This window comes from Pantoea sp. Lu_F5_004, assembly GCF_051136245.1.
GTDB lineage: Bacteria > Pseudomonadota > Gammaproteobacteria > Enterobacterales > Enterobacteriaceae > Pantoea > Pantoea agglomerans.
On record NZ_CP194946.1, the window covers coordinates 243,501 to 266,771 of the forward strand.

Below are 23,271 nucleotides of genomic sequence, written 5' to 3' on the forward strand. Positions count from 1 at the left end.
CTTCTGCACATTACCAAAAGGGCCGCTTTTCGTATCACCACGACCGGTGGCGGAGGGTTATCTTTGCGGGTGGATAAGCCGAAAAGTACAGACAATTTTCGCCCGGCAAAAACGCTCCTGTCTTAAAGCGCATCGGCCAAAAATTCAATAAATGTCCGTACTTTCGAATTCAGTGCCGAACGTTCGGTGACACAGGCATAGATATTCATCGGCAGGGACTCAATGGTGCTCTCGCCACTGTGACCTGACCAGGACAAAGACCTTAACAGACCGCTGTCTATCAGTGGCTGAGCTACAAAGCTTGCCAGACGGGCAATGCCGCCGCCGTTTACGGCTATTCTGGCGATGATATCAATATCATCGCTGATAAAACTGGGGTTGAGTTTTGCATTAACAGGCTGTCCGTTGACCATAAACGTCCATGGCAGAAACCGTCTGTCGGTGGGATAGCGGAAAACCAGACAGGCGTGCTGGCTAAGTTCTCCAGGCGTCTGAGGCGTGCCAGCGCGATCAAGGTAAGCCGGAGCCGCACAGAATATAAAGGGTAGCGATGCAATTTTTCTGGCGATCAGTTGATCATTCAGCTGTGCTTCGATGCGGATACTGACATCGACGCCTTCCAGGCGATGATCGACGTTGCGATCGGTACTGATCAGTTCAATATCTATATCGGGGAAGGACGCTTTGAAAGCGGGCATAAGGGGAGCCAGAACGTACCGACCAAACGCGGCTGTTGTGGCGATACAAAGTGGCCCCTGCGGTTTGGTTTCATTCGCAGCAGCCTGCGAGGCGAGTTCGATATCATGTGGGATGTGACGGACTTTCTCGAAATAGCGTTTACCGTTTTCCGTTAAGGTCATGCTGCGGGTGGTGCGCGATAGCAGTCGCACGCCCAGATGCGCTTCAAGACGGGAAAGACTCTGGCTGACTGCTGCCGGACTCATACCTTTAGCGCGTGCCGCCGCTGCAATACTGCCGTTTTCCACCACGCGGATAAAAGTGCTAATCAACCCTAAAACGTCCATCGCATCCTCAACCGTTTATTCGTCACTTTTACTTAATAATGATTAAAGCATAACCGCTCTACAACCCCCCGCATAAGCTTGTTAAGTTAGCCGCAGTTTCGTCCACTTTTGTTAAACAGGATATTCAGATGACTGATGCTGCAACAAAAAAAACCTTACGAACCCGCCTGCCGGTGCGCACGGCACCTTACATATTTGCGTTTTATATGGCGATCATCATGGCGTTCCTGATGAGTCTGGTCATCACGTTAGCCGAATTCGGAATGGGGCCTCATTACATGACAAATGTGATGAATGCTTACCAGGTCGCCATGCCAGCGGCTTTCTTTTGCATCCTGGTTGTCCGTCCTGTTGTTATCCGGCTCGTAGGATTGACCGTTCACGGTCACTGAGACAGTCAGCATGCCCATTACGGGCGCCCGGGTGTGATTTAGCCCGCTTCTCGCTCATCGCGGCAGGCGACGGCTGCGCCAGAATGGTGGCGGGTGGCAAACCTCCAGCATTTCAGATGCAGGGTGGGCAGGTCGTTCAGATACTGACCGGTATCAGGATGAAAGATACCGAAGAGCCGGGCGTACGATATGCAGCAGGTAAAGCTCACAGATGAGGAGGGCGAGGAAACCCCTTCATTGGCCGTGCGGAGAGTTTCCCGCGATGTGACTTAACTGGCTCTGTTTATTGTTAAGCATCAACGTTAAATCGGCACCATTGTTATGACGGGGTTAGCCTGCTCCTCTTCGCACATAGCGGAGCCTGAAGCTCTTCCTGAGCAGCCAAAATAAAACAGCCATTCAGCCATCTGAGCGTTTAAATGGTTAAAATAAATAAACATATACATTGCTAAATTATTATCGCTATGTCTTAATGCGTCATCGGTTTGGAACACAGACCTTATGAAAGCAGTTTTAGTAAAGTAGTCCTCAGTTCAAGTGTTATCCACAGATATCCTTCTTCGAGAGCCTCCTCCTAAGTGCCCAATAAGTAAATCTCTAACTACAGGCCATCTTCGCCGCTCTTAGTGGCTAATCGATTAAGGAAATATCTATGTCTGACAAAATGACTGGTTTAGTAAAATGGTTTAATTCAGATAAAGGTTTTGGCTTTATCACTCCCGATGACGGCAGCAAAGATGTATTCGTACATTTCTCTGCTATCCAGGGTGATAACTACAAAACGCTTGATGAAGGTCAGAAAGTCTCCTTCACCATTGAAAATGGCGCTAAAGGCCCTGCAGCTGGCAACGTCACAGCGCTGTAAGCCGCGCTCATTATCAGCGACGCCTACAATAGCGATGAAGACATAAGTCTGAGCAGATAAGCTCTGCTGATAATAAAATAAACCCGCCCAGTGCGGGTTTTTTATTGCCTGAAATTCGTATTATCTCTGATCCGTTAACCTGCTCCGTGTTTATTCGTCCATCCCGAAGTTAATCCTCTCTTCATAAGCCCTGCCCGTGATGAAATGTGACGTTAAGCCATCGGGCAAAAGCCATAACGCGCTTTTTGAAATCAGCGATGCTCCCCTGAGGCGTATTACTGATTGCCAGCAAGTCATCCATTTCTTTTGCTAACGCTGGATATCGGGCATTGAATGTAAAGCGATACTCCTCGAGTGTTTCAGGCCACTGTTTGTCATGTTCACTGCGAAGAATATTGGTTGCTCTGATTGCCTTTCGTGCAGCAGCACGCTGTAGCTGCAACTTTTTATTTTCGTCAGCAGATAACTGCATTTGAGTTATTAATTTTTCCAGCACCGGCAGGAAGTCGCCATTCACTGCTACCGCGATTTCTTTTGAAGGTTTAAATGACTGGAATCGTTGACTCAGGTCCTCTCCGTAAACGCAGACACAGTGATGTTTGAGCCAGTATCCCCAGCTAAGCAGATTATCCGGATGCACTACCTGTTGTAACAGGCCACAATCAAAATCGATTTTACTGACAACAGGATTATTTTTTTCAAGTTTGCGCTGGATTTCAGTAAGTTGCACTTTAGCCACTTCGCCGGGATCAACGCTAAATATGACTGTCATATCCAGATCGGACTTCCCGATTTTTGCCCGGCCTTCAGCCACACTGCCATACAAATAAAGGCTATGTATAAGCTCAGGAAAACTTTGGATTAGCTTTGCCTCGACCTGTGCAACAATATTCCGGAACTCTGGCTGCAATTTATTGGTTTCTGGCAGGGCAATAAAACCGTTGTGATCGATTGCCATCCTTTCTCCCTTTTAATGGCGTCATTCACCGGATTAATTATATCTCTTATGTCCGCTTCTCGCTCACAACGTACACACATCATTCACTGCCGTCATTGCCTTCCCGCTTACATCAGACACATCCCCCGCCAGAGTTCATCACCCGCAAAGCCAGCGTCTTCTTAGGCGAAACCCCATACTTTTTCACACCATCACGCGGATAACCCGCCTGCTGTCTGATCCCGACCTACACTGAATTATTCTCCCCAAACCAGGAGCAGCGGATGATCCAGAAGCATCGACGAAAACAGGCAGCGATTGTGGCAGGTATTGGATTGGGTGTGGCGGCCACGTTATGGGGCATGAAAAGCTGGCGGCAGCTTAAGGAGACGCCGCCGGTGTCGCCGCACAGTCATCACGCCGGTCTGGCCGGTTATTATCAGCAGATTGGTGACTGGCGCATGTTTACCCGCGTTACGCCCAATGAGGATCAGGGACTGCCGGTCGTGCTGATCCACGGTCTGGTGATGTCGGGCCGGGCGATGGAGCCACTGGCGCTGGCGCTGGGGCGCGACTATCACGTGCTGGTGCCGGATCTGCCCGGTTTTGGCGCCAGCACACTGCCCCCTTCTGCGCCGATCATGTCGGTGGATCAGCTGGCGGATGCGCTGTGGCTGTGGCTACAGCATAACGGTTTCCAGCGTGCTATCTGGGTCGGCAATTCGTTTGGCTGCCAGATTCTGGCCGCGCTGGCGGTGAAACATCCACAGGCTGTGGCGGGACTGGTGCTGCAGGGGCCGACGGTCGATCGTCATGCCCGCAGTCTGCCGCGTCAGCTCTGGCGCGACTGGCGTAATGGCCGGCTGGAATCACGTCGTCCACCGGGGCCACTGGCCCGAATTGATTACGCCAAAGCGGGCCTGCGGCGCGCCTTCGGCACCATGCGCGCCATGATGCGTGACCGCATTGAGCATCGCCTTACTTACATTAACGCACCCACGTTACTGCTGCGGGGCTCGCGCGATCCCGTCTGTCCGGCCCGCTGGCTGGATGAACTCGCCGCCCTGATGCCGCGCAGCGAACGAGTGACATTACGCGACGGGACGCACACTTTGCACTACGTCTACCCGTGGAGTTTCTGTCACGCCATCCGCCCGTTCCTGGCACGTATCCAGCAGGAGGATCAACATGAGTAAACCACCAAGAGGGATTGCCCGCTTTGACTCTGCTGCCGCCATGCTGCTTGCGCTGGCCAATGCGCTGCACGACCGCCCCTTTGCCAGCCCCAGCCAGTCACCGACGCTGGATCGCCTGTTGCCCTCACTGAACCGTCTACCGACCGGGCTGCGTGAGTGGGGCTATGCGCTGGGCGGCATGGCAGAAGGCATCAGCCTGCGCCAGGCGGGTGAACTGGATGTGGAAGGGATCGCCGAATGGATGGTGAGTGAATACCCGCAACAGGATTATCCGGCGGCCTTTATCGGTTCATCGAATGGTGCACTGGTGCATCTGGCGGCGGCGATGGGTGTGCCCTGGTTGCCCCAGACTTTTCTTTGCCCGGTGCGGGCCGCAAATAACGATCCCGATGACGCACAGACCAGCTTTGAGCAGGGCAAAGAGATTGCTGCCGCGCTGCTGGCTGCCTGGCCCCGGCTGGCGGTGCACCATATGCAGGACCCGAATCAGGATCGGCTGATGCTCGATCAGATGCGCTACTTCCGGCTGAAACTGCGCGAACTGCCGCTGGCCTTCAACGAATTTCTGATGGGAAGTCTGCCCGCCGGATCAACGCTGTTTATCAATCACTGTACCCGACAGTGGCCGGTAACACGCACCAGCGATCGCTCGTTTTTCCAGTTTGGTGCGCTCGGCGGCGCAACCGAAAAAGAGTACTTACAGGGCGGCCCGCGGGTGGCGGAATATCTGGCACGCTATGGCATCGATCGTGAGCGCTGGACGCCGCCCGCCATTACTGACCACGTGCCGGAAGCGGAGTGGGGACTGGATGGTTACCTGATTTCGCCGCTGAAAAAACTGGCGGAAGCTCAGAACTGGAAGTTGATGGAGATTCGTTACGAAGACCCAGAGGCGATGAGCTATGTGGTGGCAGAGATCTACCGCGACTGGTATCTGGCGGCGGGAATTTTACCGACCCGGCTGACGGTGGACAGCTTCCTGCTGATGGACCCGTGGTGCAGCATGCATCAGCACGCCATCCCGTTCTGGCTGGTCTTTTGCACCGAGCCTTCGGCCGCGGCCCTGCAACGCTTCCTGGAAAAACAGCCGCCGTTCCGCAACATCGACATGATGCTCTTTTCTCACGGCACCGACAGTATCGGTCTGGCGGAGATTGATCGCTGGCGGGCGCTGCTCTCCCATGCACGTGATGAAGGCGTATTGATTGGCGTGGATGAGGAACGTTTCCCGCGTGATTTCGCAACGTTTGCCCGCTTCGACTCGGCATTGCGTGAACGGGCACCGCTGTTGCCACCACCACCCGCGCTGAGCGCGGAGAAGGTGATGACGGGTATTCAGCGTTATGGTGCAAAACATGGGGTCACCCTGACGGCGCTGACGTAGCAGTCGCGCCGTCAGTCGTGATTATTCGCCGTCGGTGATCGGCTGGCGCACCAGCAGCAGGTAGGCGAGTGCGCCAACCAGCGTCACGCAGGCACAAATCATCAGCGCCATGCTGAACGATTTGGTGGTGTCGAGCACCCAGCCGGTGATGACCGGCGCGAACGAGGCGAAGATAAAGCTGGCGAAGTTCTGGATGCTGCCGACAGACGCTGTCATACGGGCGGTGACGTTGGCGTGGATCAATCCCCAGCACGACGTTCCGGCGAAGTGGATACAGAACAACGCCATCCCAATCAGCGTTACGGCGCTGGTGGTGTCGGTCGCGCGGGTCACCACGGCGGTAAAGCCGGCGGACAGCAGCATCCCGCTGACGATGCAGACTTTGCGGGTTTTCACCGCGTTAAAGCCGCGACGTACCAGCGAGTCGACCACATAGCCATTCAGCAGCATGCCCGCCGCACCGAACAGGAACGGAATCGCCGCCAGCAGGCCGGTACTTTTAAGATCGAGATGATAGGTCGACTGCAGATAGCCCGGCAGCCAGGCGATATAGAGCCAGGCGGTATAGTTGATGCCGCTGAAGCCAATCATCATGCCCCACATGGTGCGCTGCTTAAACAGGCCGCGCCACTCTTTAAAGCTGATCGGCTCTTTACGCGAGGCAACGCTGCCCGCCTGTAAATAGTGGATCTCTTCAGCGCTCAGGGTATTGTTGTCGCGGTCACGGTAGATCATATACCAGCCGATGGCGAGGAACATGCCGAGGATACCGATCGTGACAAACATGCCACGCCAGCCCATCACCAGCATCATCGCCGCCAGAATCGGCGGAGCCACCGACAGTCCAATCATCGAAGCCGCATTGAACATCCCCATCGGCATGCCGCGATCTTTAATGTTGAACCAGTCGTTGATCACTTTCACGCCGCACGGGTTCATCGGCGCTTCACCAATGCCCAGGCCGATACGCACCAGGATGAACTGGGTAAAGTTATGCACCAGGCCAGAGGCGGCCTGAAACAGCGACCAGATAAACATGCCAATGCCGAGCATAATGCGCGGCCCTTTACGATCCAGCAGCGCGCCGCACGGCAGTTGCGCCAGGCCGTAAGCCAGCGAAAAGGCGGAGAGCAGGAAGCCGATTTCGGTGGCGCTCAGCCCCATCTCCTCGCGGATGGTCATATTCGCGACCGACAGCGAGCTGCGATCCAGATAGTTGATGATGGCGGCGAACAGCAACAACAGCATCGCCGTGATCTGGATCTTGCGGATACGCGGTGAACGCACCACGTCGCTACGCATCGGCACGAAATCCTGGTCTGATGGCGTGTCGCCAGCTGCGCTGTCGCGGCCGGTTACTGAAGTCTTTTCCATTGCACTCTCCCGAAACTGGGTACTTATCGTTATGGTGAGAAGGGGTCTGCGCGCAGCGGCAAAAGGCCGCCGTGACGTTGCAGTCGAGACTAAGAGCAAAGGGTTAAGGATGTTGCAAAGATGTTTCTGAATCGTGCGGGAGCTAATGCTTTGTGGTTTTTAATCGGTTTTTAATTGTACTGACCGATTGAGCGCACCATTGAGGTTTTAGCGGTTGCCAGATGGTTATGTAATGCACAGAGGGCGTCGACATCCTGACGGCCAATCAGCGCGGTCAGAATCGCCATATGCTCCTCCAGCGCCACAATATTTCGCTGCTTGAGGTCGCTCTCATCCCACTGATAATGCGAGTGAAAGATCACAGAGATAATCTCCAGCGACTGATTGAAAAATGGGTTGTTGGCGGCGGATAAAATCAGCGAATGCATCTGACGATCCAGCGCGGCAAAGTGGCGATAGTTACTGGCGATGGTGTCGCGCATCGATCGGTGACGATCCAGCAGATCCCGCGCCTGAACCCAGCGCTCGTCACCTGCGGGCAGATTCAGGAAGCGGCTCAGGGCGTGGGTTTCCAGCATCTCGCGCAGTTCAAACAGCTTCTCGGCGTAATCCTGGGTGAATTTTTTCATCCGCCACTGGCCGCGTCTGACCGGCTCCAGCAGGTCATAGCGCATAAAGCGCAGCAGGAATTCGCGCACCACCACCGGACTGACTTTCACCTGCTGCGCCAGTTGCAGCTCGCTGAAGGTATCGCCGGGCACCAGCTGCCGCTGATTAATCATATTAAAAAACATCTGCTCAAAGTGGCTGGCCTGCTGCTCAATCGGCGGCGTTAACGCGCTAAAACCGTCATCTTCTCGCGGATCGCGCACGATAACCCAGGTTTCATCCACCTTATCCAGCACGCCGCACTGATGCAGATAGTGCAGGGTGTGGCGCACTGTAGTCCGGCTGATATTGAACATTTCCGCCAGTGCCGCCTGGGGCGGCAGCGGTGAACGAATATGGCGCTGAGCGATGCTTTCCAGCATCTGGTTGATGACGTTCTGGCGCAAATTCTGGCTGCGGCTCATCTCACTCTCCGGTTTTTTATGCATTAAAAACCATTCAAAGCCCAAAAAAATCGCGGTGCTTCACACTTCCCGCAAACGAACACCGCAGCGCGTGCAGGATTCGCCATAACTGCCTGCAGGACAACCGGAGAATCACCATGACAACAATGAAAGCACTGGTCATCGCTGAACCACGTAAGATGGTATGGACCACCCGCGATATCCCCACGCCCGCCGCTGGCGAGGTACTGATTAAAATCCTCACCGCGGGAATCTGCGGCACCGACATCCACGCCTGGTCCGGTAATCAGCCATTCTTCAGCTATCCACGGGTGCTGGGCCATGAAATCTGCGCGGAAGTGGTGGCGCCGGGTCAGGACGCCGCGGGCTTTCAGCCGGGCCAGCGGGTGGCGTTAATGCCCTATATCTCCTGCCTGCGCTGTGACGCCTGCCAGAGCGGCAAGACCAACTGCTGTGAGCAGATCTCAGTGATTGGTGTGCATCAGGATGGCGGGTTCTGCGACTACTTAAGCGTGCCAGTCAGCACGCTGCTGGCGGTGGATGATGTCGCGCCGGAAGCGGCTGCGCTGATTGAGCCCTTTGCCATCAGCGCCCATGCGGTGCGTCGTGCCGCAATTGTGGCGGATGAGCAGGTGCTGGTGGTGGGTGCCGGACCGATTGGGCTGGGTGTTGCCGCTATCGCCGCCGCCAGCGGCGCGCAGGTGGTGGTGGCGGATACCAGCGAATTTCGTCGCCAGCATGTTGCTGACCAGCTCGGTCTGGCGGCACTGAATCCGGCTGATGAAGCGTTTTACAGCGCGCTGCGCGAGCAGTTTGGTGGCCGTCTGGCGCTGAAGGTGATCGACGCCACCGGCAGCCCGGCGGCGATGAACAATGCGGTCAACCTGATGCGGCACGGCGGCACTATTGTTTATGTCGGCCTGCACAAAGGCGATCTGGTGATCCCGGACAGTGAATTCCATAAAAAAGAGACCACCCTGATGGGCAGCCGCAACGCCACCCGTGAAGATTTCGATCGGGTGCGTGCGCTGATGGCCAGCGGCCAGCTGCGCGCCGAAATGATGCTGAATCACCATCTGGCCTTCTCCACGCTGGATGAAACCTTTGAGGCGCAAATCATCAACAACCGCGAGCTGATCAAAGGCGTGATTCATTTCGATCGGTAACGCGGCCAGTCGGTTCGCGTGGTTCAGGGCGCGGTGAGGGTCTGAAAGAAGTGCGCCCGCACCGCATCAGCATCCACGCCAAGTGCGATGCGTTGGGCGGGCAGGCCGTTAAAGGGATCCTGACGGGATGCCAGCGCGCTCAGCTTACGCACCGTCTGACCGCAGGCGATGCCCTCCGTGATCACCCGCAGCGGGCTTTCGGTCAGGGTAAATGCCTGTGGCAGAGTGAGCCACGCCACCGCCAGGGTGTCATGCAGCGCCATACCCTCGAATCCCTCTTTCTCCAGACTGTAAGCCAGGTAAGGGCGACAGATCGCACTCAGCACCGGCTGATTCAGACGCTGAACCTCATCGCCGCTGATCAGCACCTTGTGCGTGACATCCAGCGGGATCACCACCACGTTCAGCGCTGAGGCGAGCACCTGATCGGCAGCATGCGGATCTTTCCAGATATTAAATTCGCTGAAGGGCGTCACATTGCCACTATGCCCATCGGTGCCAAATGCGCCGCCCATGATCACCAGCTCTTTCACCAGCGGAATAATATCCGGCGCCTGATTAATGGCCGTGGCGATATTGGTCAGCGGACCAATCGCCACCAGGGTGATCTGATGCGGCTGCGCCCGCACGCTGTCGATAATAAACTGCACCGCGCCCGGTGCCTGATCGCTGCAGGCATTATCAAACGCATCGCCCAGCCCATCTTCACCGTGCAGTCTCGCGGGCGCAGAGGGTGGCAGCGCCAGCGGTCGTGAACAGCCGCGATAGACCTCCGCGTTAATCGTCATTTTCCCGCAAAACAGTCGGGCGTTTTTCACCGCCTGACCCACCGCCACGTTGCCAAAGACCGTGGTAATCCCAAGCAGACGCTGCGTCCGCGCCGCATAGGCCAGCGCAAAGGCGTCATCCACGCCGATATCGGTATCAAAAATCAGGGTACGCATAGGGTCTCCGCAACAGGCTGTAAACCGTCAGCATTACTCCGTCTGTGGCGTGCGCGTCAAGGTTTTAAGCCGCCATGACCTCACTGTTGCCAGCCTGAAACGGCCGTCGTATTATCACCGGCTCAAGGTGATGGCGTGCCACCTTTCCCAACCGCCGGTGGGCTTAACACCGGCTGATGACGCCTGACACTCAATCCTTTCGCGGGAGCTGAGGTGTCAGGCGCAGTTTATCTCTGCCTTTCCCCTCAGCCCGGCGTTAATCTGCAATCAGGAGCAAGACATGCTGAAACCGTTATTGGCTGTGATGATCGGCGGCTCTGCCGGCTGTGTACTGCGCTGGCTTTTTGCGATGCGCTTTAATGCGCTCTTTCCCAATCTGCCGCCGGGCACGCTGCTGGTAAATCTGATCGGCGGTCTGATAATCGGCGGCGCGATGGCCTGGTTTGTTCGCCATCCCGACATCGACCCGATCTGGAAACTGCTGATTGTCACCGGACTCTGCGGCGGGCTGACCACCTTCTCCTCTTTCACGGCGGAATTAATGGGGTTGCTACAATCAGGGAACTATCTCTGGGCGATGACCAGCGCGCTGGTGCATGTGATCGGCTCGCTGCTGATGGCGTTTGCCGGTTTCGCACTGGTCACGATGCTGGGCTGATCCGGCTAAGCGGCGCTTGTCATACTCCTTAAGAGGTAGATACTGTTTCAGGTTTTACGCCCGACCATCCCGCATGAACGGGCGCAGAAGCTGAACGTCACCGATTATTCCGGACGATTAAGGAGCCGAGCAATGCGAACTAACCCCACATTCCTTAACCTGGTGCTGTTAAACGGTGAGCCCGGCCAGAAACTTCAGGCGGCGCGTAACGCCGGTTTCGATCAGGTGGAGATCTGGCGCGAGGATGTCCAGGCGTGCGAGGGTGGCGCGGCGGCACTGGCTGAGATCGCTGCCCGGCAGGGACCTGGCTTTACTAATCTCCAGGTGCTGCGTGATTTTACCGGGGCACCCAGCGCGTTGCGCGGACAGAAGCGCGAAGAGCTGCGCCAGTTTATTCAGATTGCCCAGGCGCTGGGCTGCGACACCATTCAGGCGCCGGCCAGCACCCGCGAGGATTGCTGCGCCGACCAGATTGATGATGACCTGCGCTGGATGGCCTCTGAAGCTGCGCGCTACAACATGCGTATTATGTATGAGCCGATGGCCTGGTGCAGCGTGGATAACACGCTGCCACTGGCGTGGCAGCGATTGCAGCGGCTCGATCAGCCCAATATCGGGCTGGTGGTCGATCTGTTTCATATCTGCGCACTGGGTGGCGACGCTTCACAGCTGGACGGCATTCCGGCCGATCGCATCTATGAAGTGCAGCTGTGTGATATGGCCGCCATGCCTGCGCAGGATAAACAGAGCCTGATGGCGATGGCGAAGCACCAGCGTCTGCTGCCCGGCGATGGCATTATCGACATTGAACGCTTTGTCGATAAGCTCAAAAGCGCGGGCTATCAGGGACCAGTGGGCATTGAAGTCTTTAATGATGCGCTGAAACGCCTGCCGCCTGAGGTTGCTGCCCGTCATGCCTGGCAGGCATTAAAGCGCTGCTGGGGTTAATCCTGTAAGCACTGCCCGATAAACGCGGCGGCGTGCATGGCACCCTGAGCGGATATGGTGTGGCCGGTGGCGGGTTCAAATCGCGCTTCTACCGGCACCAATGCGGCCCTGAGTCGTGCTGCGGCAGATTCGCTCTCCTGCCACGGGATCACCTCATCGGCCTGGCCGTGGATCAGCAGCGCGGGCAAATGAGGCTGTGGCGTCAGTTCACCGTCAACCGCCAGACGACCCGAAAAGGCGACCACGCCCGCCAGCGGATAACGGCCAGATGCCAGCGCATCCAGCGCCATGATCGATCCCTGTGAAAAGCCGACCAGCACCACATCCTGCCAGCGGTCGGCGAAGCCGTGCTGTGCGATAACGTCGCTGAGGGTCGCGTCAAACGCCGCCCGCGCGGCCCGTACCCGACCTGGCCGGTTCTCTGGCGTCACCTCCTCCAGGCTGAACCACTGCCAGCCAAAACCGGCGGCAAAACGTTCTGGGGCGTTGGGTGAGGCAAAAATCACATCCGGCAACAGCGTCGCCCAGTGACGGCCAATCGGTGCCAGATCGTCGCCGTTACTGCCTACGCCATGCAGAAAAATCACCAGTGCTTTTGCCATTATTGCTCCTTTATAGGCCGTATTCACTCAGATCCGGGCCTGCCGGAACGATCCCGTTCGGGTTCAGTGCCTTGATCGAGTAGTAACCCTGTTTGATATGATCGATGTTGACCGTCTCACGCACGCCGGAGACTGACAGCATGCTCTTAAGATAGCGATTCAGCAGCGTATAGTCGCGTATGCGGCGCAGGTTGCATTTGAACAGGCCATGATAGGCGACGTCAAAGCGAATCAGGGTGACGAACAGGCGAATATCGGTTTCAGTCAGCCGTTCACCCAGCAGGAAGGTGCGACCATCGCTGAGCAGGGCTTCCAGTTCGTCGAGCTGGCTGAAGACGTCGTTAAAGGCCTGCTGATAGCTGATTGGTGTCGTCGCGAACCCGGCGCGGTAAACGCCGTTATTCAGACGCGGATAGAGACTCTCATTCAGCGCATCAATCTCAGGGCGCAGCGCGGCGGGATAGAGGTCGATGCGGTTATCGGCCAGATCGCCAAAGCCGCTGTTGAACATACGCACAATGTCAGCGGACTCGTTGCTGACGATGGTGCCGGTTTTCTTGTCCCACAAGACCGGCACGGTGGCCCGGCCCGTGTAATCGGGCGCGACGCGGGTATAGATTTCATGCAGGTACTGCGCGTTATTCAGCGTGTCCTGCTGTGCGCCGGGGAAACGGCCAAAGCGCCAGCCCTGGGCACCGAGCTGCGGTTCAACCACCGTCACGCTAATCAGCGACTCCAGCCCTTTGAGCTTGCGGGCAATTAACGCGCGCGACGCCCACGGACAGATCAGCGCCACATAGAGATGGTAGCGATCCGCTTCTGCCGCAAATTCAGTGGAGCCATCGCTGCTGATAAAATGCCGGAAACCGGACGTCTGACGGACAAATCCGCCCTGTTTATCGGTCGACTGCACCGGGTGCCAGTCACTACTCCATTTGCCTTCTACTAACATCGCGCGACTCCTCTGTAATGTGAGAAGCAGCTTAACTGATGACTAAACGGCTGATAATCCGGTCATAAAGACAATCATTTCTTCCATTCTGGAATAAATTACGCGGGCGGAAAACGGGTAAAGTGACTCACCAGGAAGTCGATAAGCAGGCGCGCCCGGTGTGCCAGATGACGGGCGGGCGGATAAACCGCAAACAGGCCAAGCGGTGGCGTGTCGAAATTCTCCAGCAGCCGGACAATCTCACCGCGTTGCAGCGCGGGAGCTGCGATAAAACCGGGCAGCCGCGCAATGCCCAGTCCGGCCATCGCGGCCTGCAGGCAGGCTTCGGTGTTGGCGAAGCGCAGACGCCCGCGGACCGGTACGGTGACAATCTCGCTGCTGCCGTCGCCGTCGCCGCCGGCAAACGGCCAGTGCCAGGGATCGCGAAAATTGGTGTCGATGATGCACTGATGCTGGGGCATCTCGCGCCAGTGCTGCGGCGTGCCAAACTGCTCAAGATAGACCGGCGAGGCGGCGATGCGCACATGCACCTCACCCAGCTTGCGCGCGACCAGGCTGCTGTCGCTGAGGGTGCCGATACGGATCGCCATATCAAAACCTTCATCGACGATGTTGACGGACCGGTCTGAAAAGCTGACATCCAGTTCAATCAGCGGATAGCGCCGGGCAAACGCCACCAGCACCTCAGACAACACCACAGTACCAAAGGAGCCGGGTGCGCTGATTTTCAGCCTGCCGGTAGGCGTGGTGGCGCTTTCACGCACGCTGGCATCCAGCGTTTCAAACGCATCGAGCAGGTTTTTGACCCGCTCATAATAGCTGCGCCCGACATCGGTGGGCGACAGAGCGCGCGTGCTGCGTTTAAACAGCTGAACGCCGAGCCGCTGCTCCAGCTTTGAAACCAGCTTGGAAGCCTGACTGCTGCTGGTGCCGAGACGTAACGCCGCCGCAGAAAAGCTGCCGGTTTCCAGCACCGTGACAAACATCCGGTCACAATCGAGTCGATCCATGGCGGTGTCCTGTGGAGATAAAGTCGCAGTATAGAAGCTGTGCTCCGCTGATGCAGCCTTCACTTTGCGTGCCTTAACCCTTTCGCTGGCGCGGAAAACCTGCTTGACTGACTCTCTGCCCGACGTTCTCTGGAGTAATTCATGTCGCTGATTCACCTGACGTCACTGGCGGAGATCCCGGCCGCCGAGTGGGATGCGCTGTTGCCTGATGACCAGCCGTTTTTGCGCCACGCCTTTCTGCTCACGTTAGAACAGAGCGGCAGCGTGCGGTTAGAGGCGGGCTGGCAGCCCGATCATCTGCTGTGGCGGGAGGAGGGCGTGACCCGCGCTGCGCTGCCAGGCTACCGCAAACGCCATTCACAGGGCGAGTACGTCTTTGATCACGCCTGGGCGGATGCCAGCCAGCGCGCCGGGATCCGCTACTACCCGAAATGGCTGGGCGCGATACCCTTCAGCCCGGTCAGCGGCGCGCGCCTGCTGGGTGAAACCGCTGCCGCTGCGCAACTGCTGTCGGCCCTGCCTGAGAGCCTGTTACAGCAGGGCTTAAGCGGGGCACATATCAACTTTACCGATGCTCAGGCTAACCAGCTGCTGGCCGATCAGCCCGACTGGCTCTCCCGGCTCGGTTGTCAGTATCACTGGCATAACCGTGGCTACCGCGATTTTCAGGATTTCCTGGATTCGCTGATGTCGCGCAAGCGCAAACAGCTGCGTAAAGAGCGTGAGCAGGTGATGCAGAGCGGCTTTGAGTTTGACCGCTACCTGGGCTACCAGCTGCGCGAAGATCAGTGGGATTTTGTCTACACCTGTTACGCCAACACCTATGCGGTGCGCGGTCAGCGTCCCTATCTGACGCGTGACTTTTTCAGCCTGCTGGCGGAACGCATGCCGCAGAATATTGTGGTGGTGATCGCCCGTTTACAGCAGCAACCGGCCGCGATGGCGTTTTATCTGCGGGACAGCAACGCGCTCTATGGCCGCTACTGGGGCTGTCTGGCGGAGTTTGACCGGCTGCACTTTGAAACCTGTTTCTATCAGGGAATGGATTTGGCCCTTGATGAGGGGCTGACGCGGTTTGATGCAGGCGCGCAGGGCGAGCACAAGCTGGTGCGCGGCTTCGAGCCGCAGATTACCCACTCCTGGCACTATCTGCTGCATCCCGGCCTGCGCGATGCCGTGGCAGATTTTCTGGTGCAGGAGCGGGAAGGCGTGCGCGGCTGGGCGGAAGAAGCACGCGACGCCTTACCCTATCGACGCGGCGATTAATCGATGCCGACAAAACCGCCGGTCTGATGCTGCCACAGCCGGGCATAGAGACCGTTTTGCGCCAGCAGTTCGTGATGGCTGCCCATCTCGGCAATGCCGCCTTTATCCAGCACCACCAGCCGATCCATCTTCGCGATGGTCGACAGGCGGTGCGCGATGGCGATAACGGTTTTGCCCTGCATCAGTGACTCCAGGCTCTCCTGAATCGCCGCTTCCACTTCGGAGTCGAGCGCCGAGGTGGCCTCATCCATGATCAGAACCGGCGCATCCTTCAGCAGCACGCGGGCTATCGCCACACGCTGACGCTGACCGCCCGACAGTTTCACGCCGCGCTCTCCCACGTGGGCATCCAGCCCGGTGCGGCCCAGTGAGTCGGAGAGCAGCGGGATAAACTCATCGGCGCGGGCGCGGTGAATCGCAAGCTGCAGCTCCTCTTCGCTGGCGTCGGGACGACCATAAAGCAGGTTTTCACGGATTGAGCGGTGCAGCAGCGAGGTGTCCTGGGTGATCATGCCAATCTGGCTGCGCAGGCTTTCCTGCGTCACAGCGGCGATATCCTGATCGTCGATCACAATCCGCCCCGCGTTCAGGTCATAGAGGCGCAACAGCAGGTTCACCAGCGTCGATTTACCGGCGCCCGAGGGACCAATCAGCCCAATCTTCTCGCCAGGTTTGATGTCGAGATTAAAGCCGTTAATCACCTGACGGCCACCGCCATAATCGAAGCGCACATCCTCAAAACGGATGTTGCCGCGCGTCACCTTAAGCTGCTTTGCCTGCGGTGCATCCTGCACGCTCAGCGGCTGCGCAATGGTTTTCAGGCCATCCTGTACCGTACCAATATTTTCGAAAATGCCGTTGACCACCCACATGATCCAGCCGGACATATTCACCAGGCGGATCACCAGACCGGTCGCCAGCGCAATTGCCCCGACGCTAATCAGCGACTGGCTCCATAACCACAGCGCCAGCCCGGAGGTCGAGACAATCAGCAGGCCGTTCAGCGCTGACAGCGTCAGATCCATGCTGGTGACCATGCGGCCAGCGTTCTGGGTTTTTTCGGTCTGCTCCTGAATCGCCTCACGCGCATACTGCCGTTCCAGATCGCTGTGAGCGAACAGCTTGATGGTGGCGATGTTGGTATAACCATCAACTATGGTGCCCATCAGTTTAGATCGCGACTCTGAGGAGACCACCGAACGCGCTTTGACGCGCGGCACAAAGAAACGCAGCGAGGCGCTGTAGGCCACCATCCACAGAATCAGCGGGATCATCAGCCGCCAGTCGGCACCGGCAAACAGCACCAGCGAGGTTACCGCGTAGATCAGCACGTGCCAGATGGCATCCACCAGCTGCACCGCAGAATCGCGCAGTGAACTGCCGGTCAGCATAATGCGCTGGGCGATGCGACCCGCGAAATCATTCTGGAAGAAATTGAGGCTCTGGCGCAGCACGTAGTTGTGATTCTGCCAGCGGATCATGCTGGTCATGCTCGGGCTGATGCTCTGATGCACCAGCATGTCGTGCAGGGCGATAAAAATCGGCCGCAGAATCAGCGCCACCGCCCCCATCCACAGCAGTATCGGCCAGTTATCCTGAAACAGGCTGGCGGGCGTGGAGTGATTGACCATATCGATAATGCGGCTCAGATAGCTGAACAGCGACACTTCAATCAGGGCTGACGCCAGCCCCACTACCAGCAGTGCCGCGAAACTCGGCCAGACCTGCCTCAGATAGTAGAGGTAAAACGACCAGACCGTTGAGGGGGGCGAGTCGGTGGGCGCGTCATGAAATATATTGATAAAACGCTCAAAACGGCGATACAACATAGCGATACTCTTTCCGTCCGGTAAAGAGCTACAGCTTAGTGCATGAACCCCGTTCGGCTAAAAGGAGAAAATATGGAAATCATTATTCGGGCACGGGAACCGCAGGATGCCGCCGCCTATCAGCGACTCTACAGTCATCCCGATGTTTATCCCTGGACGCTGCAGCTGCCGTTTCCCAGCGTTGCCACCTGGGAGAAAAAAATCGCCAGAATGGATGCCGAAGGGTTTATCGCCTTTGTCGCGGAGATCGAGGGCGTGCTGGCCGGTGAGCTGACGCTGTTTGTGGATAATAAGCCGCGCACCCGCCACTGCATCAGCTTTGGGCTGGGTGTGCATCCCGATTACGCCGGTCGCGGCGTCGGTGAGCGCCTGATCCGCACCGCGCTCGACTATTCCCGTAACTGGCTGGGGATTACGCGTATGGAGCTGGAGGTGTTTCACGACAACGAACGGGCGCTGCGGCTCTATGAGCGGCTGGGCTTTGAGCGTGAAGGATTGATGCGCCAGGCCGCCCTGCGCGACGGTCAGCTGCGCGATGTGGTGATGATGGCGAAACTGCTGCACGGAAAGTCATAACCGGAGCGGCAGCGCTGCCGCTCCGCTTTGCATTACGGATTTTTATTGCTGTATTGCTGCATGTTCTGCTGCGTCACCAGTTCAAACGGGATCCACTGGTGGGAATCGACTTTTTCCCCTTTGATCATCTGCTGCGCCACCTCGACCGATTTTTTGCCCTGGCCTACGGCATCCTGGAACACGGTGACGGCCAGTTTGCCGCTTGCCAGGGCTTTCAGGCCATCCGGCGTGGCATCAATGCCGCCCACCAGAATGGTTTTTTTCGGTTTCGCCTGGGCAATTGCCATGGTTGCGCCAATCGCCATTTCGTCGTTGTTGGCGGCGACAATATCGATCTCTTCCCCGTTCGACAGCCAGTTGAGCATTAAATCCATGCCCTCATTACGCGAATAGTTGGCGGTCTGCTTCAGCACCACTTTCATGTCGGGATACTTTGCCACCACCTGCTCGACATCTTTGGTGCGCTGCAGCGCACCCGCATCGCTGAGGTTACCGATGATAATGGCTACCCTGCCACGATAACCCGCCTGCTTCGCCAGCGCCTCCATCTGCAACGTGCCCGATTCGCGTTCGTCAGAGCCGACAAACACCACGCCCGGCGGCAGGGTTTTATCGCCCGGAGTGCGGTTAACGTAGACCAGCGGAATGTGAGCCTGCTGCGCCAGCCTGGTCAGGGCAGGGGTGCTGGCGGAGTCGACCGGATCGACGATAATCGCGTCCACCCCGGAACTGATAAAGCTCTGCACCTGATCGGTCTGACGGCCCACGTCGCCGCGTGCATCTTCAAACTGCGCATCCAGCTGACGCGCTTTGGCCTCTTTCTCGATCGACTGGCGGATAATGGTCAGAAAGTTCTGGTCGAACCAGGCCATTGAGACGCCAATTTTCTCTGCCAGCGCCGACGTGGAAAGAGAGAGCAGACAGAGTATTGCCCATGCACGTTTTTTCATTGCAGACTCCCGAGGTTAACTGTGTGGAATATATTTTTCATTTATTATAAAAATGGACAAAGATTATCATTTGCAGCTTATGGACAGTCGCCGGGTTTGACAACCGGCCCTTTTCACTCTTGCTAGCGCTGACACACTTTGCCGTAAAATCGCCGCGTCATAGCTGCCAGCGCCGATGAAATCCTCGACGTGGCGCACACTCTGCGGCAGGCAGCCGCGGCTTTTTGCGCTTTTGTGCACCATCGCACTGGCCTTTGTGGTGGTTGTCAGAAAACCGTTGAATCGGGCCTGACGATCTCAACATCCGCACAATGATCCATAGTTAGCCTCCTATCTATATTTCCTTAAGCGGGAAATCTCAGCGTTATTCCTGAAAAAAACCTCGTGGCGCAACCTGCCGCTTTTTAAGGAATTCAGCTCATGCTTAAAGACCAAACGACTCACCGGACGTCTCATGTGCGCATCTGGATCCTCTGCCTGATCCTCTTTCTGTCGGTTGTGGCTTATGCCGACCGTTCGATCCTCTCGATCTCCGGATCGGCGATCAAAGAGGAGTTCGGCCTGTCAGCGATCCAGCTGGGATTGATCCTCTCTGCTTTCAGCTGGGCCTATGTCATCGGTCAGATCCCCGGCGGGCTGTTTCTTGACCGCTTTGGGGCAAAAAAAGTGTATGGCGTCACGCTGGCGCTCTGGTCAGTCTCGACGCTGGCGATGGGATTCGTTGGCGAGTTCTCCAGCGGCATGACCGGCGCGCTGATGCTGATGTTTGGTCTGCGTTTTATGCTGGGATTGATAGAGGCACCCAGCTTTCCCGCCAATGCGCGCGTGGTGATTATGTGGTTCCCTGGCGCAGAGCGGGGACGGGCTTCATCGCTGTTCAGCTCGGCGCAATATTTTGCCGTCGCCATCTTCTCGCCGCTGTCAGGCTGGCTGGTGTCGCGCTTTGGCTGGGAGTGGCCGTTCTTTGTGCTGGGGGGCATCGGCCTGCTGGCGGTGTTTGTCTGGGCTGCCTGGATGCGGGAGCCACGCAATCACCCTGGCGTGTCCGAAAGTGAACTGCGCCACATCGTCGACGGTGGTGCGCTGGTGGATATCGACTCGGCGCAGACGCTGAAAGCGCGGCCACCGGTCAGTAAAGCGATGTTCAGAAAGCTGCTCACTAATCGCATGCTCTGGTGCGCCTATCTCGGTCAGTACTGCATCATCGCGCTCAGCTACTTCTTTATTACCTGGTTTCCGATCTATCTGGTGCAGGCGCGCGGCATGAACATCATGGAGGCGGGCTTCGCCACCGTTGCCCCGGCGCTGTTTGGTTTTCTGGGCGGGATCAGCGGCGGCTACCTGTCAGACAAGTTAATCGCCCGGGGCTGGAGCGTCTCCAGGGCGCGTAAAACGCCCTATATCGTCGGCATGCTGATGGCGTCCAGTCTGGTGCTGGCGGCGATCATTCCGGGCAATAGCGGCATTATCGCGATTATGTCCTTCGCCTTTTTCGGTAAAGGCATAGCGGCCGGTGCAGGTACCTGGACGGTGATCAGCGACACCGCACCCAAAGAGGCGGTGGGACTGGCCGGCTCCATTTTTAACGGCATCGGCAATATTGCCGGTTTCACCACGCCGCTGCTGTTCGGCATCATCGTCGGTCTGACCGGCAGCTACAGCATCGGGCTGGCGTTTGTGGCGGCACACTGCGTGGTAGCGGCCCTGCTGTTCCTGCTGGTGATGGGACCGATTGAACGCGTTGGTGAAGAGAGCGATCGCCCGGCATCCTATAACAATCAGGAGAAAGAAGATGGCATTAAAGCAATGTAATGTGCTGATCAAAGGGAGGTTTCTGCCGCCGCAGCTGATAGAGAACATTGAAAAGACGTTCACCGCGTTCCGGCTGTGGGAGGCGGAAGATGAGACAGCCTTTCTGGCTGAGCAGGGCGCAGATATCGACATGCTGGTCACCAGCGGCAACGCGGTGATGGGCGCACCGGCCGCGCTGATCGCCGCGTTGCCAAACCTGAAAGCCATCTGCAGTAACGGCGTCGGTTATGACAGCATTGATACGGAAGCCGCCCGGTCGCGCGGCATTGTGGTGACCAACACGCCAGAAGTGCTCAATGATTGCGTCGCCGATCTGGGGATGGCGCTGCTGCTGGATGTGGCGCGCCGCATCAGCGAAGCCGATCGCTTCACACGCGCCGGTCACTGGTTGCAGGGCCGCTTTCCGCTGAGCAGCAAAATCGGTGGCAAGGTGTGCGGTATCGTCGGGCTGGGCAATATCGGTCAGGCGGTGGCAAGGCGCGCGCAGGCGTTTGATATGGCGATTCACTATTACAACCCGCGTTCACGCCCCGATGTGCCCTACACCCGTCATGAGAGCCTGGTGGCGCTGGCGCAGCAGGCCGATTTCCTGGTGCTGACCCTGCCGGGCGGTGCCGCGACGCGCCACATTATCAATGCGGAAGTGCTGCAGGCGCTGGGAGCACAGGGCTATCTGATTAACATTGCGCGCGGCAGCGTGGTGGATCAGCAGGCGCTGGTGGATGCGCTGGAAACCGGGCAGATCGCCGGTGCCGGGCTGGATGTGTTTGAACAGGAGCCGCAGGTGCCTGACGCACTGCGCCAGCGCGACAATGTAGTGATTACGCCGCATATCGCCAGCAGCACCCGCGAAACCATGGCGGCGATGGCTGACCTGGTCTTTGAGAATATGCTGGCATTTGCCCGTGGTGAGCCGGTGCTGACCCGGGTAGTGTAACCACCGCGGCGTCTTAACTCCCTGCTGAAACAGGGGCGAGGCAGGACGCCTCTCCTCTGACCACTCACCAGACCCTCACCTTCGCACAAAACAGCCTGAAGAAAATTTGTCCGGCTGCCGATATCACCTTACCACCCGCTGATATTAAGGAGTGATAGCGTGATAAAGCTGATTACCATTGATGAATTGCGCCCAGGGATGTTTATCCACAAGCTGGAGGTCTGGTGGATAAAAGACCAGCGCATTCATAATGAGATGCTGATCACCGATCCCCGACAAATTGCCATGCTTCGCACTGAAGGGATCCGCCAGCTCTGGATCGACCTCGATCGATCGGTGCAGGCGCCGATCGCCTCCACGGTCGCGAAGAGAACCATTGGCCGCACCCCGTTTTTCCAGGAACTGGATCAGGCACAGCAGATCTTTTTGCAGGGCAAACCGAAAGTGCTGGCAATGTTCAACGAAGCGCGGCTGGGTAACGGCCTGAAGCTCGATTATATGATGGACCTGGTGGATGAAATCGCCGGATCGATCACGCGTGAACCCTCCGCCATGCTGAGTGTGGCGCGCCTGAAAAATCATGATGATTACACCTACCTGCACTCCATGGCGGTCTGCGGGCTGATGATTGCGCTGGGTAAAAAACTCGGGCTGGATGAGCAGGAACTGCGTCGGGTGGGCATGGGCGGTTTACTGCATGATGTCGGCAAAGCGGCCGTGCCGCTGGCGATCCTGAACAAAGCGGGCAAGCTGACTGAAGAGGAGTTCAGGGTGATGCGTGAGCATCCGGTGGTCGGTGCGCAGATGCTGATAGAAGCTGACGCCGATGACGATCTGCTCGATATCACCCTGCATCATCATGAAAAATATGATGGCAGCGGCTATCCGCACCGCCTGAAAGGCGAGGCGATTTCGTTCTACGCCCGCATGGCGGCGGTGTGTGATGTCTATGATGCCGTGACCTCGACCCGCTCCTATCGCAACGGCTGGACACCCGCCGAGGCGATGCACCAGATGCTGAGCTGGCGCGGCCATTTCGACCCTGCCTTGCTGCACACCTTCGTGCGGACCATCGGCATCTATCCGGTGGGATCGCTGGTGCGTCTGGCTTCCGGCCGGGTGGCGCTGGTGGTGAAAGCGGGCGAAAAATCGCTGATGCGTCCCTGCGTACATGTCTTCTGGTCGCTGCACGCCCAGCGTGAAGTGAAACCGGAAGAGCTCGACCTCGGCGACAGCTTCTGCACCGACAGCATTGTGGGCGCAGAGGACAGCACGCTGTGGGGTAACGTCGATCTCAATCGTATCTGGGCGCTGGAAGTCGCCTGATTTTTCGCCATTTTTACACTATTTTTACGCCCGCCCGCTGCATTTTAAC

At 57.4% G+C, this 23,271-nt stretch carries 22 protein-coding genes and 1 riboswitch; of the genes, 12 read left to right on the top strand and 10 right to left on the bottom strand.

Annotation, left to right across the window (positions count from 1 at the left end; all coding sequences use genetic code 11):
• Positions 1–122: 122 nt before the first annotated feature.
• Complete coding sequence (locus tag ACR8BN_RS01140) at positions 123–1,025, bottom strand: LysR family transcriptional regulator (RefSeq protein WP_115387071.1); 903 nt, start codon at positions 1,023–1,025, stop codon at positions 123–125.
• Between the two features lie 128 nt (positions 1,026–1,153).
• Here ACR8BN_RS01140 and ACR8BN_RS01145 point away from each other — a divergent pair, with 128 nt between their 5' ends.
• Together ACR8BN_RS01145 and cspE are read left to right on the top strand one after the other, a co-directional pair.
• Complete coding sequence (locus ACR8BN_RS01145) at positions 1,154–1,417, top strand: DUF2798 domain-containing protein (protein ID WP_161736900.1); 264 nt, start codon at positions 1,154–1,156, stop codon at positions 1,415–1,417.
• Between the two features lie 652 nt (positions 1,418–2,069).
• Positions 2,070–2,282 carry a transcription antiterminator/RNA stability regulator CspE gene (cspE, locus tag ACR8BN_RS01150; RefSeq protein WP_031593036.1) on the top strand — a complete coding sequence of 71 codons (213 nt, stop codon included), beginning with the start codon at positions 2,070–2,072 and terminating at the stop codon, positions 2,280–2,282.
• 181 nt (positions 2,283–2,463) lie between these two features.
• On the opposite strand, the gene ACR8BN_RS01155 is transcribed toward cspE, so the two are convergent.
• The gene (locus ACR8BN_RS01155) at positions 2,464–3,240 is read right to left on the bottom strand and encodes a nucleotidyltransferase domain-containing protein (protein ID WP_434747247.1); all 777 of its coding nucleotides are present in this window, start codon (positions 3,238–3,240) and stop codon (positions 2,464–2,466) included.
• 263 nt (positions 3,241–3,503) lie between these two features.
• Here ACR8BN_RS01155 and ACR8BN_RS01160 point away from each other — a divergent pair, with 263 nt between their 5' ends.
• Both ACR8BN_RS01160 and ACR8BN_RS01165 read left to right on the top strand, forming a co-directional pair.
• A complete protein-coding gene (locus ACR8BN_RS01160) occupies positions 3,504–4,415 on the top strand; it encodes an alpha/beta fold hydrolase (protein ID WP_434747248.1) in 912 nt (303 codons plus the stop codon).
• Positions 4,408–5,799: a hypothetical protein gene (locus tag ACR8BN_RS01165; protein WP_031593039.1), complete on the top strand. Its 1,392-nt coding sequence runs from the start codon at positions 4,408–4,410 to the stop codon at positions 5,797–5,799. The genes ACR8BN_RS01160 and ACR8BN_RS01165 overlap by 8 nt, the downstream gene beginning before the upstream one ends.
• 21 nt (positions 5,800–5,820) lie before the next feature.
• On the opposite strand, the gene ACR8BN_RS01170 is transcribed toward ACR8BN_RS01165, so the two are convergent.
• A complete protein-coding gene (locus tag ACR8BN_RS01170) occupies positions 5,821–7,173 on the bottom strand; it encodes an MFS transporter (RefSeq protein ID WP_010671480.1) in 1,353 nt (450 codons plus the stop codon).
• 170 nt (positions 7,174–7,343) lie between these two features.
• Positions 7,344–8,246, bottom strand: a complete 903-nt coding sequence (locus ACR8BN_RS01175) for a GntR family transcriptional regulator (protein ID WP_031593040.1) — start codon at positions 8,244–8,246, stop codon at positions 7,344–7,346.
• 137 nt (positions 8,247–8,383) lie between these two features.
• Here ACR8BN_RS01175 and ACR8BN_RS01180 point away from each other — a divergent pair, with 137 nt between their 5' ends.
• Positions 8,384–9,412 carry a zinc-binding alcohol dehydrogenase family protein gene (locus ACR8BN_RS01180; RefSeq protein WP_039388056.1) on the top strand — a complete coding sequence of 343 codons (1,029 nt, stop codon included), beginning with the start codon at positions 8,384–8,386 and terminating at the stop codon, positions 9,410–9,412.
• A 23-nt stretch (positions 9,413–9,435) separates the two neighbouring features.
• Here ACR8BN_RS01180 and ACR8BN_RS01185 read toward each other — a convergent pair whose 3' ends face one another.
• Positions 9,436–10,356, bottom strand: coding sequence for a nucleoside hydrolase (locus ACR8BN_RS01185; protein ID WP_069025494.1), 921 nt, complete (start codon positions 10,354–10,356; stop codon positions 9,436–9,438).
• 117 nt (positions 10,357–10,473) lie between these two features.
• Positions 10,474–10,549: riboswitch (Fluoride riboswitch) on the top strand.
• Between the two features lie 87 nt (positions 10,550–10,636).
• On the opposite strand from ACR8BN_RS01185, the gene crcB reads away from it, so the two are divergent.
• Both crcB and ACR8BN_RS01195 read left to right on the top strand, forming a co-directional pair.
• Positions 10,637–11,014 carry a fluoride efflux transporter CrcB gene (gene crcB / locus ACR8BN_RS01190; RefSeq protein WP_069025493.1) on the top strand — a complete coding sequence of 126 codons (378 nt, stop codon included), beginning with the start codon at positions 10,637–10,639 and terminating at the stop codon, positions 11,012–11,014.
• Between the two features lie 132 nt (positions 11,015–11,146).
• Positions 11,147–11,962 carry a sugar phosphate isomerase/epimerase family protein gene (locus ACR8BN_RS01195; protein ID WP_434747249.1) on the top strand — a complete coding sequence of 272 codons (816 nt, stop codon included), beginning with the start codon at positions 11,147–11,149 and terminating at the stop codon, positions 11,960–11,962.
• Here ACR8BN_RS01195 and ACR8BN_RS01200 read toward each other — a convergent pair.
• The 3 genes from ACR8BN_RS01200 to ACR8BN_RS01210 all read right to left on the bottom strand — a co-directional run bounded on the left by ACR8BN_RS01200 (position 11,959) and on the right by ACR8BN_RS01210 (position 14,526).
• Positions 11,959–12,564: an alpha/beta hydrolase gene (locus ACR8BN_RS01200; protein ID WP_010253470.1), complete on the bottom strand. Its 606-nt coding sequence runs from the start codon at positions 12,562–12,564 to the stop codon at positions 11,959–11,961. The two genes, ACR8BN_RS01195 and ACR8BN_RS01200, sit on opposite strands and share 4 nt — an antisense overlap.
• A 10-nt stretch (positions 12,565–12,574) precedes the next feature.
• Positions 12,575–13,516: a glutathione S-transferase family protein gene (locus tag ACR8BN_RS01205; protein WP_115764062.1), complete on the bottom strand. Its 942-nt coding sequence runs from the start codon at positions 13,514–13,516 to the stop codon at positions 12,575–12,577.
• Positions 13,517–13,614: 98 nt separating this feature from the next.
• Positions 13,615–14,526, bottom strand: coding sequence for a LysR family transcriptional regulator (locus ACR8BN_RS01210; protein ID WP_029519450.1), 912 nt, complete (start codon positions 14,524–14,526; stop codon positions 13,615–13,617).
• A 141-nt stretch (positions 14,527–14,667) separates the two neighbouring features.
• On the opposite strand from ACR8BN_RS01210, the gene ACR8BN_RS01215 reads away from it, so the two are divergent.
• Positions 14,668–15,792, top strand: a complete 1,125-nt coding sequence (locus tag ACR8BN_RS01215; protein WP_010253462.1) for a GNAT family N-acetyltransferase — start codon at positions 14,668–14,670, stop codon at positions 15,790–15,792.
• On the opposite strand, the gene ACR8BN_RS01220 is transcribed toward ACR8BN_RS01215, so the two are convergent.
• Complete coding sequence (locus ACR8BN_RS01220; RefSeq protein WP_031593049.1) at positions 15,789–17,621, bottom strand: ABC transporter ATP-binding protein; 1,833 nt, start codon at positions 17,619–17,621, stop codon at positions 15,789–15,791. The genes ACR8BN_RS01215 and ACR8BN_RS01220 overlap by 4 nt on opposite strands.
• Before the next feature lie 72 nt (positions 17,622–17,693).
• On the opposite strand from ACR8BN_RS01220, the gene ACR8BN_RS01225 reads away from it, so the two are divergent.
• Positions 17,694–18,197 carry a GNAT family N-acetyltransferase gene (locus tag ACR8BN_RS01225; protein WP_143991332.1) on the top strand — a complete coding sequence of 168 codons (504 nt, stop codon included), beginning with the start codon at positions 17,694–17,696 and terminating at the stop codon, positions 18,195–18,197.
• Positions 18,198–18,229: 32 nt separating this feature from the next.
• Here the strand turns inward: ACR8BN_RS01225 and ACR8BN_RS01230 are convergent, their stop codons facing one another.
• A complete protein-coding gene (locus tag ACR8BN_RS01230) occupies positions 18,230–19,147 on the bottom strand; it encodes a sugar ABC transporter substrate-binding protein (protein WP_031593051.1) in 918 nt (305 codons plus the stop codon).
• A gap of 420 nt (positions 19,148–19,567) precedes the next feature.
• Between ACR8BN_RS01230 and ACR8BN_RS01235 the strand changes: the two genes are divergently transcribed.
• The 3 genes from ACR8BN_RS01235 to ACR8BN_RS01245 all read left to right on the top strand — a co-directional run bounded on the left by ACR8BN_RS01235 (position 19,568) and on the right by ACR8BN_RS01245 (position 23,222).
• Entirely contained in the window at positions 19,568–20,959 is a 1,392-nt protein-coding gene (locus ACR8BN_RS01235) for an MFS transporter (RefSeq protein ID WP_434747250.1), read from the top strand.
• Positions 20,940–21,896 (top strand): 2-hydroxyacid dehydrogenase, encoded by a 957-nt coding sequence (locus ACR8BN_RS01240; RefSeq protein WP_434747251.1) that lies wholly within the window; start codon positions 20,940–20,942, stop codon positions 21,894–21,896. The genes ACR8BN_RS01235 and ACR8BN_RS01240 overlap by 20 nt, the downstream gene beginning before the upstream one ends.
• A gap of 159 nt (positions 21,897–22,055) precedes the next feature.
• The gene (locus tag ACR8BN_RS01245) at positions 22,056–23,222 is read left to right on the top strand and encodes an HD-GYP domain-containing protein (protein WP_031593053.1); all 1,167 of its coding nucleotides are present in this window, start codon (positions 22,056–22,058) and stop codon (positions 23,220–23,222) included.
• Positions 23,223–23,271: the final 49 nt, after the last annotated feature.

What these genes read in the sequence shown, in the direction of transcription:
- ACR8BN_RS01140 (WP_115387071.1), bottom strand. Translation starts at nt 1,025, where the DNA reads ATGGACGTTTTAGGGTTGATTAGCACTTTTATCCGCGTGGTGGAAAAC.
- ACR8BN_RS01145 (WP_161736900.1), top strand. Translation starts at nt 1,154, where the DNA reads ATGACTGATGCTGCAACAAAAAAAACCTTACGAACCCGCCTGCCGGTG.
- cspE (WP_031593036.1), top strand. Translation starts at nt 2,070, where the DNA reads ATGTCTGACAAAATGACTGGTTTAGTAAAATGGTTTAATTCAGATAAA.
- ACR8BN_RS01155 (WP_434747247.1), bottom strand. Translation starts at nt 3,240, where the DNA reads ATGGCAATCGATCACAACGGTTTTATTGCCCTGCCAGAAACCAATAAA.
- ACR8BN_RS01160 (WP_434747248.1), top strand. Translation starts at nt 3,504, where the DNA reads ATGATCCAGAAGCATCGACGAAAACAGGCAGCGATTGTGGCAGGTATT.
- ACR8BN_RS01165 (WP_031593039.1), top strand. Translation starts at nt 4,408, where the DNA reads ATGAGTAAACCACCAAGAGGGATTGCCCGCTTTGACTCTGCTGCCGCC.
- ACR8BN_RS01170 (WP_010671480.1), bottom strand. Translation starts at nt 7,173, where the DNA reads ATGGAAAAGACTTCAGTAACCGGCCGCGACAGCGCAGCTGGCGACACG.
- ACR8BN_RS01175 (WP_031593040.1), bottom strand. Translation starts at nt 8,246, where the DNA reads ATGAGCCGCAGCCAGAATTTGCGCCAGAACGTCATCAACCAGATGCTG.
- ACR8BN_RS01180 (WP_039388056.1), top strand. Translation starts at nt 8,384, where the DNA reads ATGACAACAATGAAAGCACTGGTCATCGCTGAACCACGTAAGATGGTA.
- ACR8BN_RS01185 (WP_069025494.1), bottom strand. Translation starts at nt 10,356, where the DNA reads ATGCGTACCCTGATTTTTGATACCGATATCGGCGTGGATGACGCCTTT.
- crcB (WP_069025493.1), top strand. Translation starts at nt 10,637, where the DNA reads ATGCTGAAACCGTTATTGGCTGTGATGATCGGCGGCTCTGCCGGCTGT.
- ACR8BN_RS01195 (WP_434747249.1), top strand. Translation starts at nt 11,147, where the DNA reads ATGCGAACTAACCCCACATTCCTTAACCTGGTGCTGTTAAACGGTGAG.
- ACR8BN_RS01200 (WP_010253470.1), bottom strand. Translation starts at nt 12,564, where the DNA reads ATGGCAAAAGCACTGGTGATTTTTCTGCATGGCGTAGGCAGTAACGGC.
- ACR8BN_RS01205 (WP_115764062.1), bottom strand. Translation starts at nt 13,516, where the DNA reads ATGTTAGTAGAAGGCAAATGGAGTAGTGACTGGCACCCGGTGCAGTCG.
- ACR8BN_RS01210 (WP_029519450.1), bottom strand. Translation starts at nt 14,526, where the DNA reads ATGGATCGACTCGATTGTGACCGGATGTTTGTCACGGTGCTGGAAACC.
- ACR8BN_RS01215 (WP_010253462.1), top strand. Translation starts at nt 14,668, where the DNA reads ATGTCGCTGATTCACCTGACGTCACTGGCGGAGATCCCGGCCGCCGAG.
- ACR8BN_RS01220 (WP_031593049.1), bottom strand. Translation starts at nt 17,621, where the DNA reads ATGTTGTATCGCCGTTTTGAGCGTTTTATCAATATATTTCATGACGCG.
- ACR8BN_RS01225 (WP_143991332.1), top strand. Translation starts at nt 17,694, where the DNA reads ATGGAAATCATTATTCGGGCACGGGAACCGCAGGATGCCGCCGCCTAT.
- ACR8BN_RS01230 (WP_031593051.1), bottom strand. Translation starts at nt 19,147, where the DNA reads ATGAAAAAACGTGCATGGGCAATACTCTGTCTGCTCTCTCTTTCCACG.
- ACR8BN_RS01235 (WP_434747250.1), top strand. Translation starts at nt 19,568, where the DNA reads ATGCTTAAAGACCAAACGACTCACCGGACGTCTCATGTGCGCATCTGG.
- ACR8BN_RS01240 (WP_434747251.1), top strand. Translation starts at nt 20,940, where the DNA reads ATGGCATTAAAGCAATGTAATGTGCTGATCAAAGGGAGGTTTCTGCCG.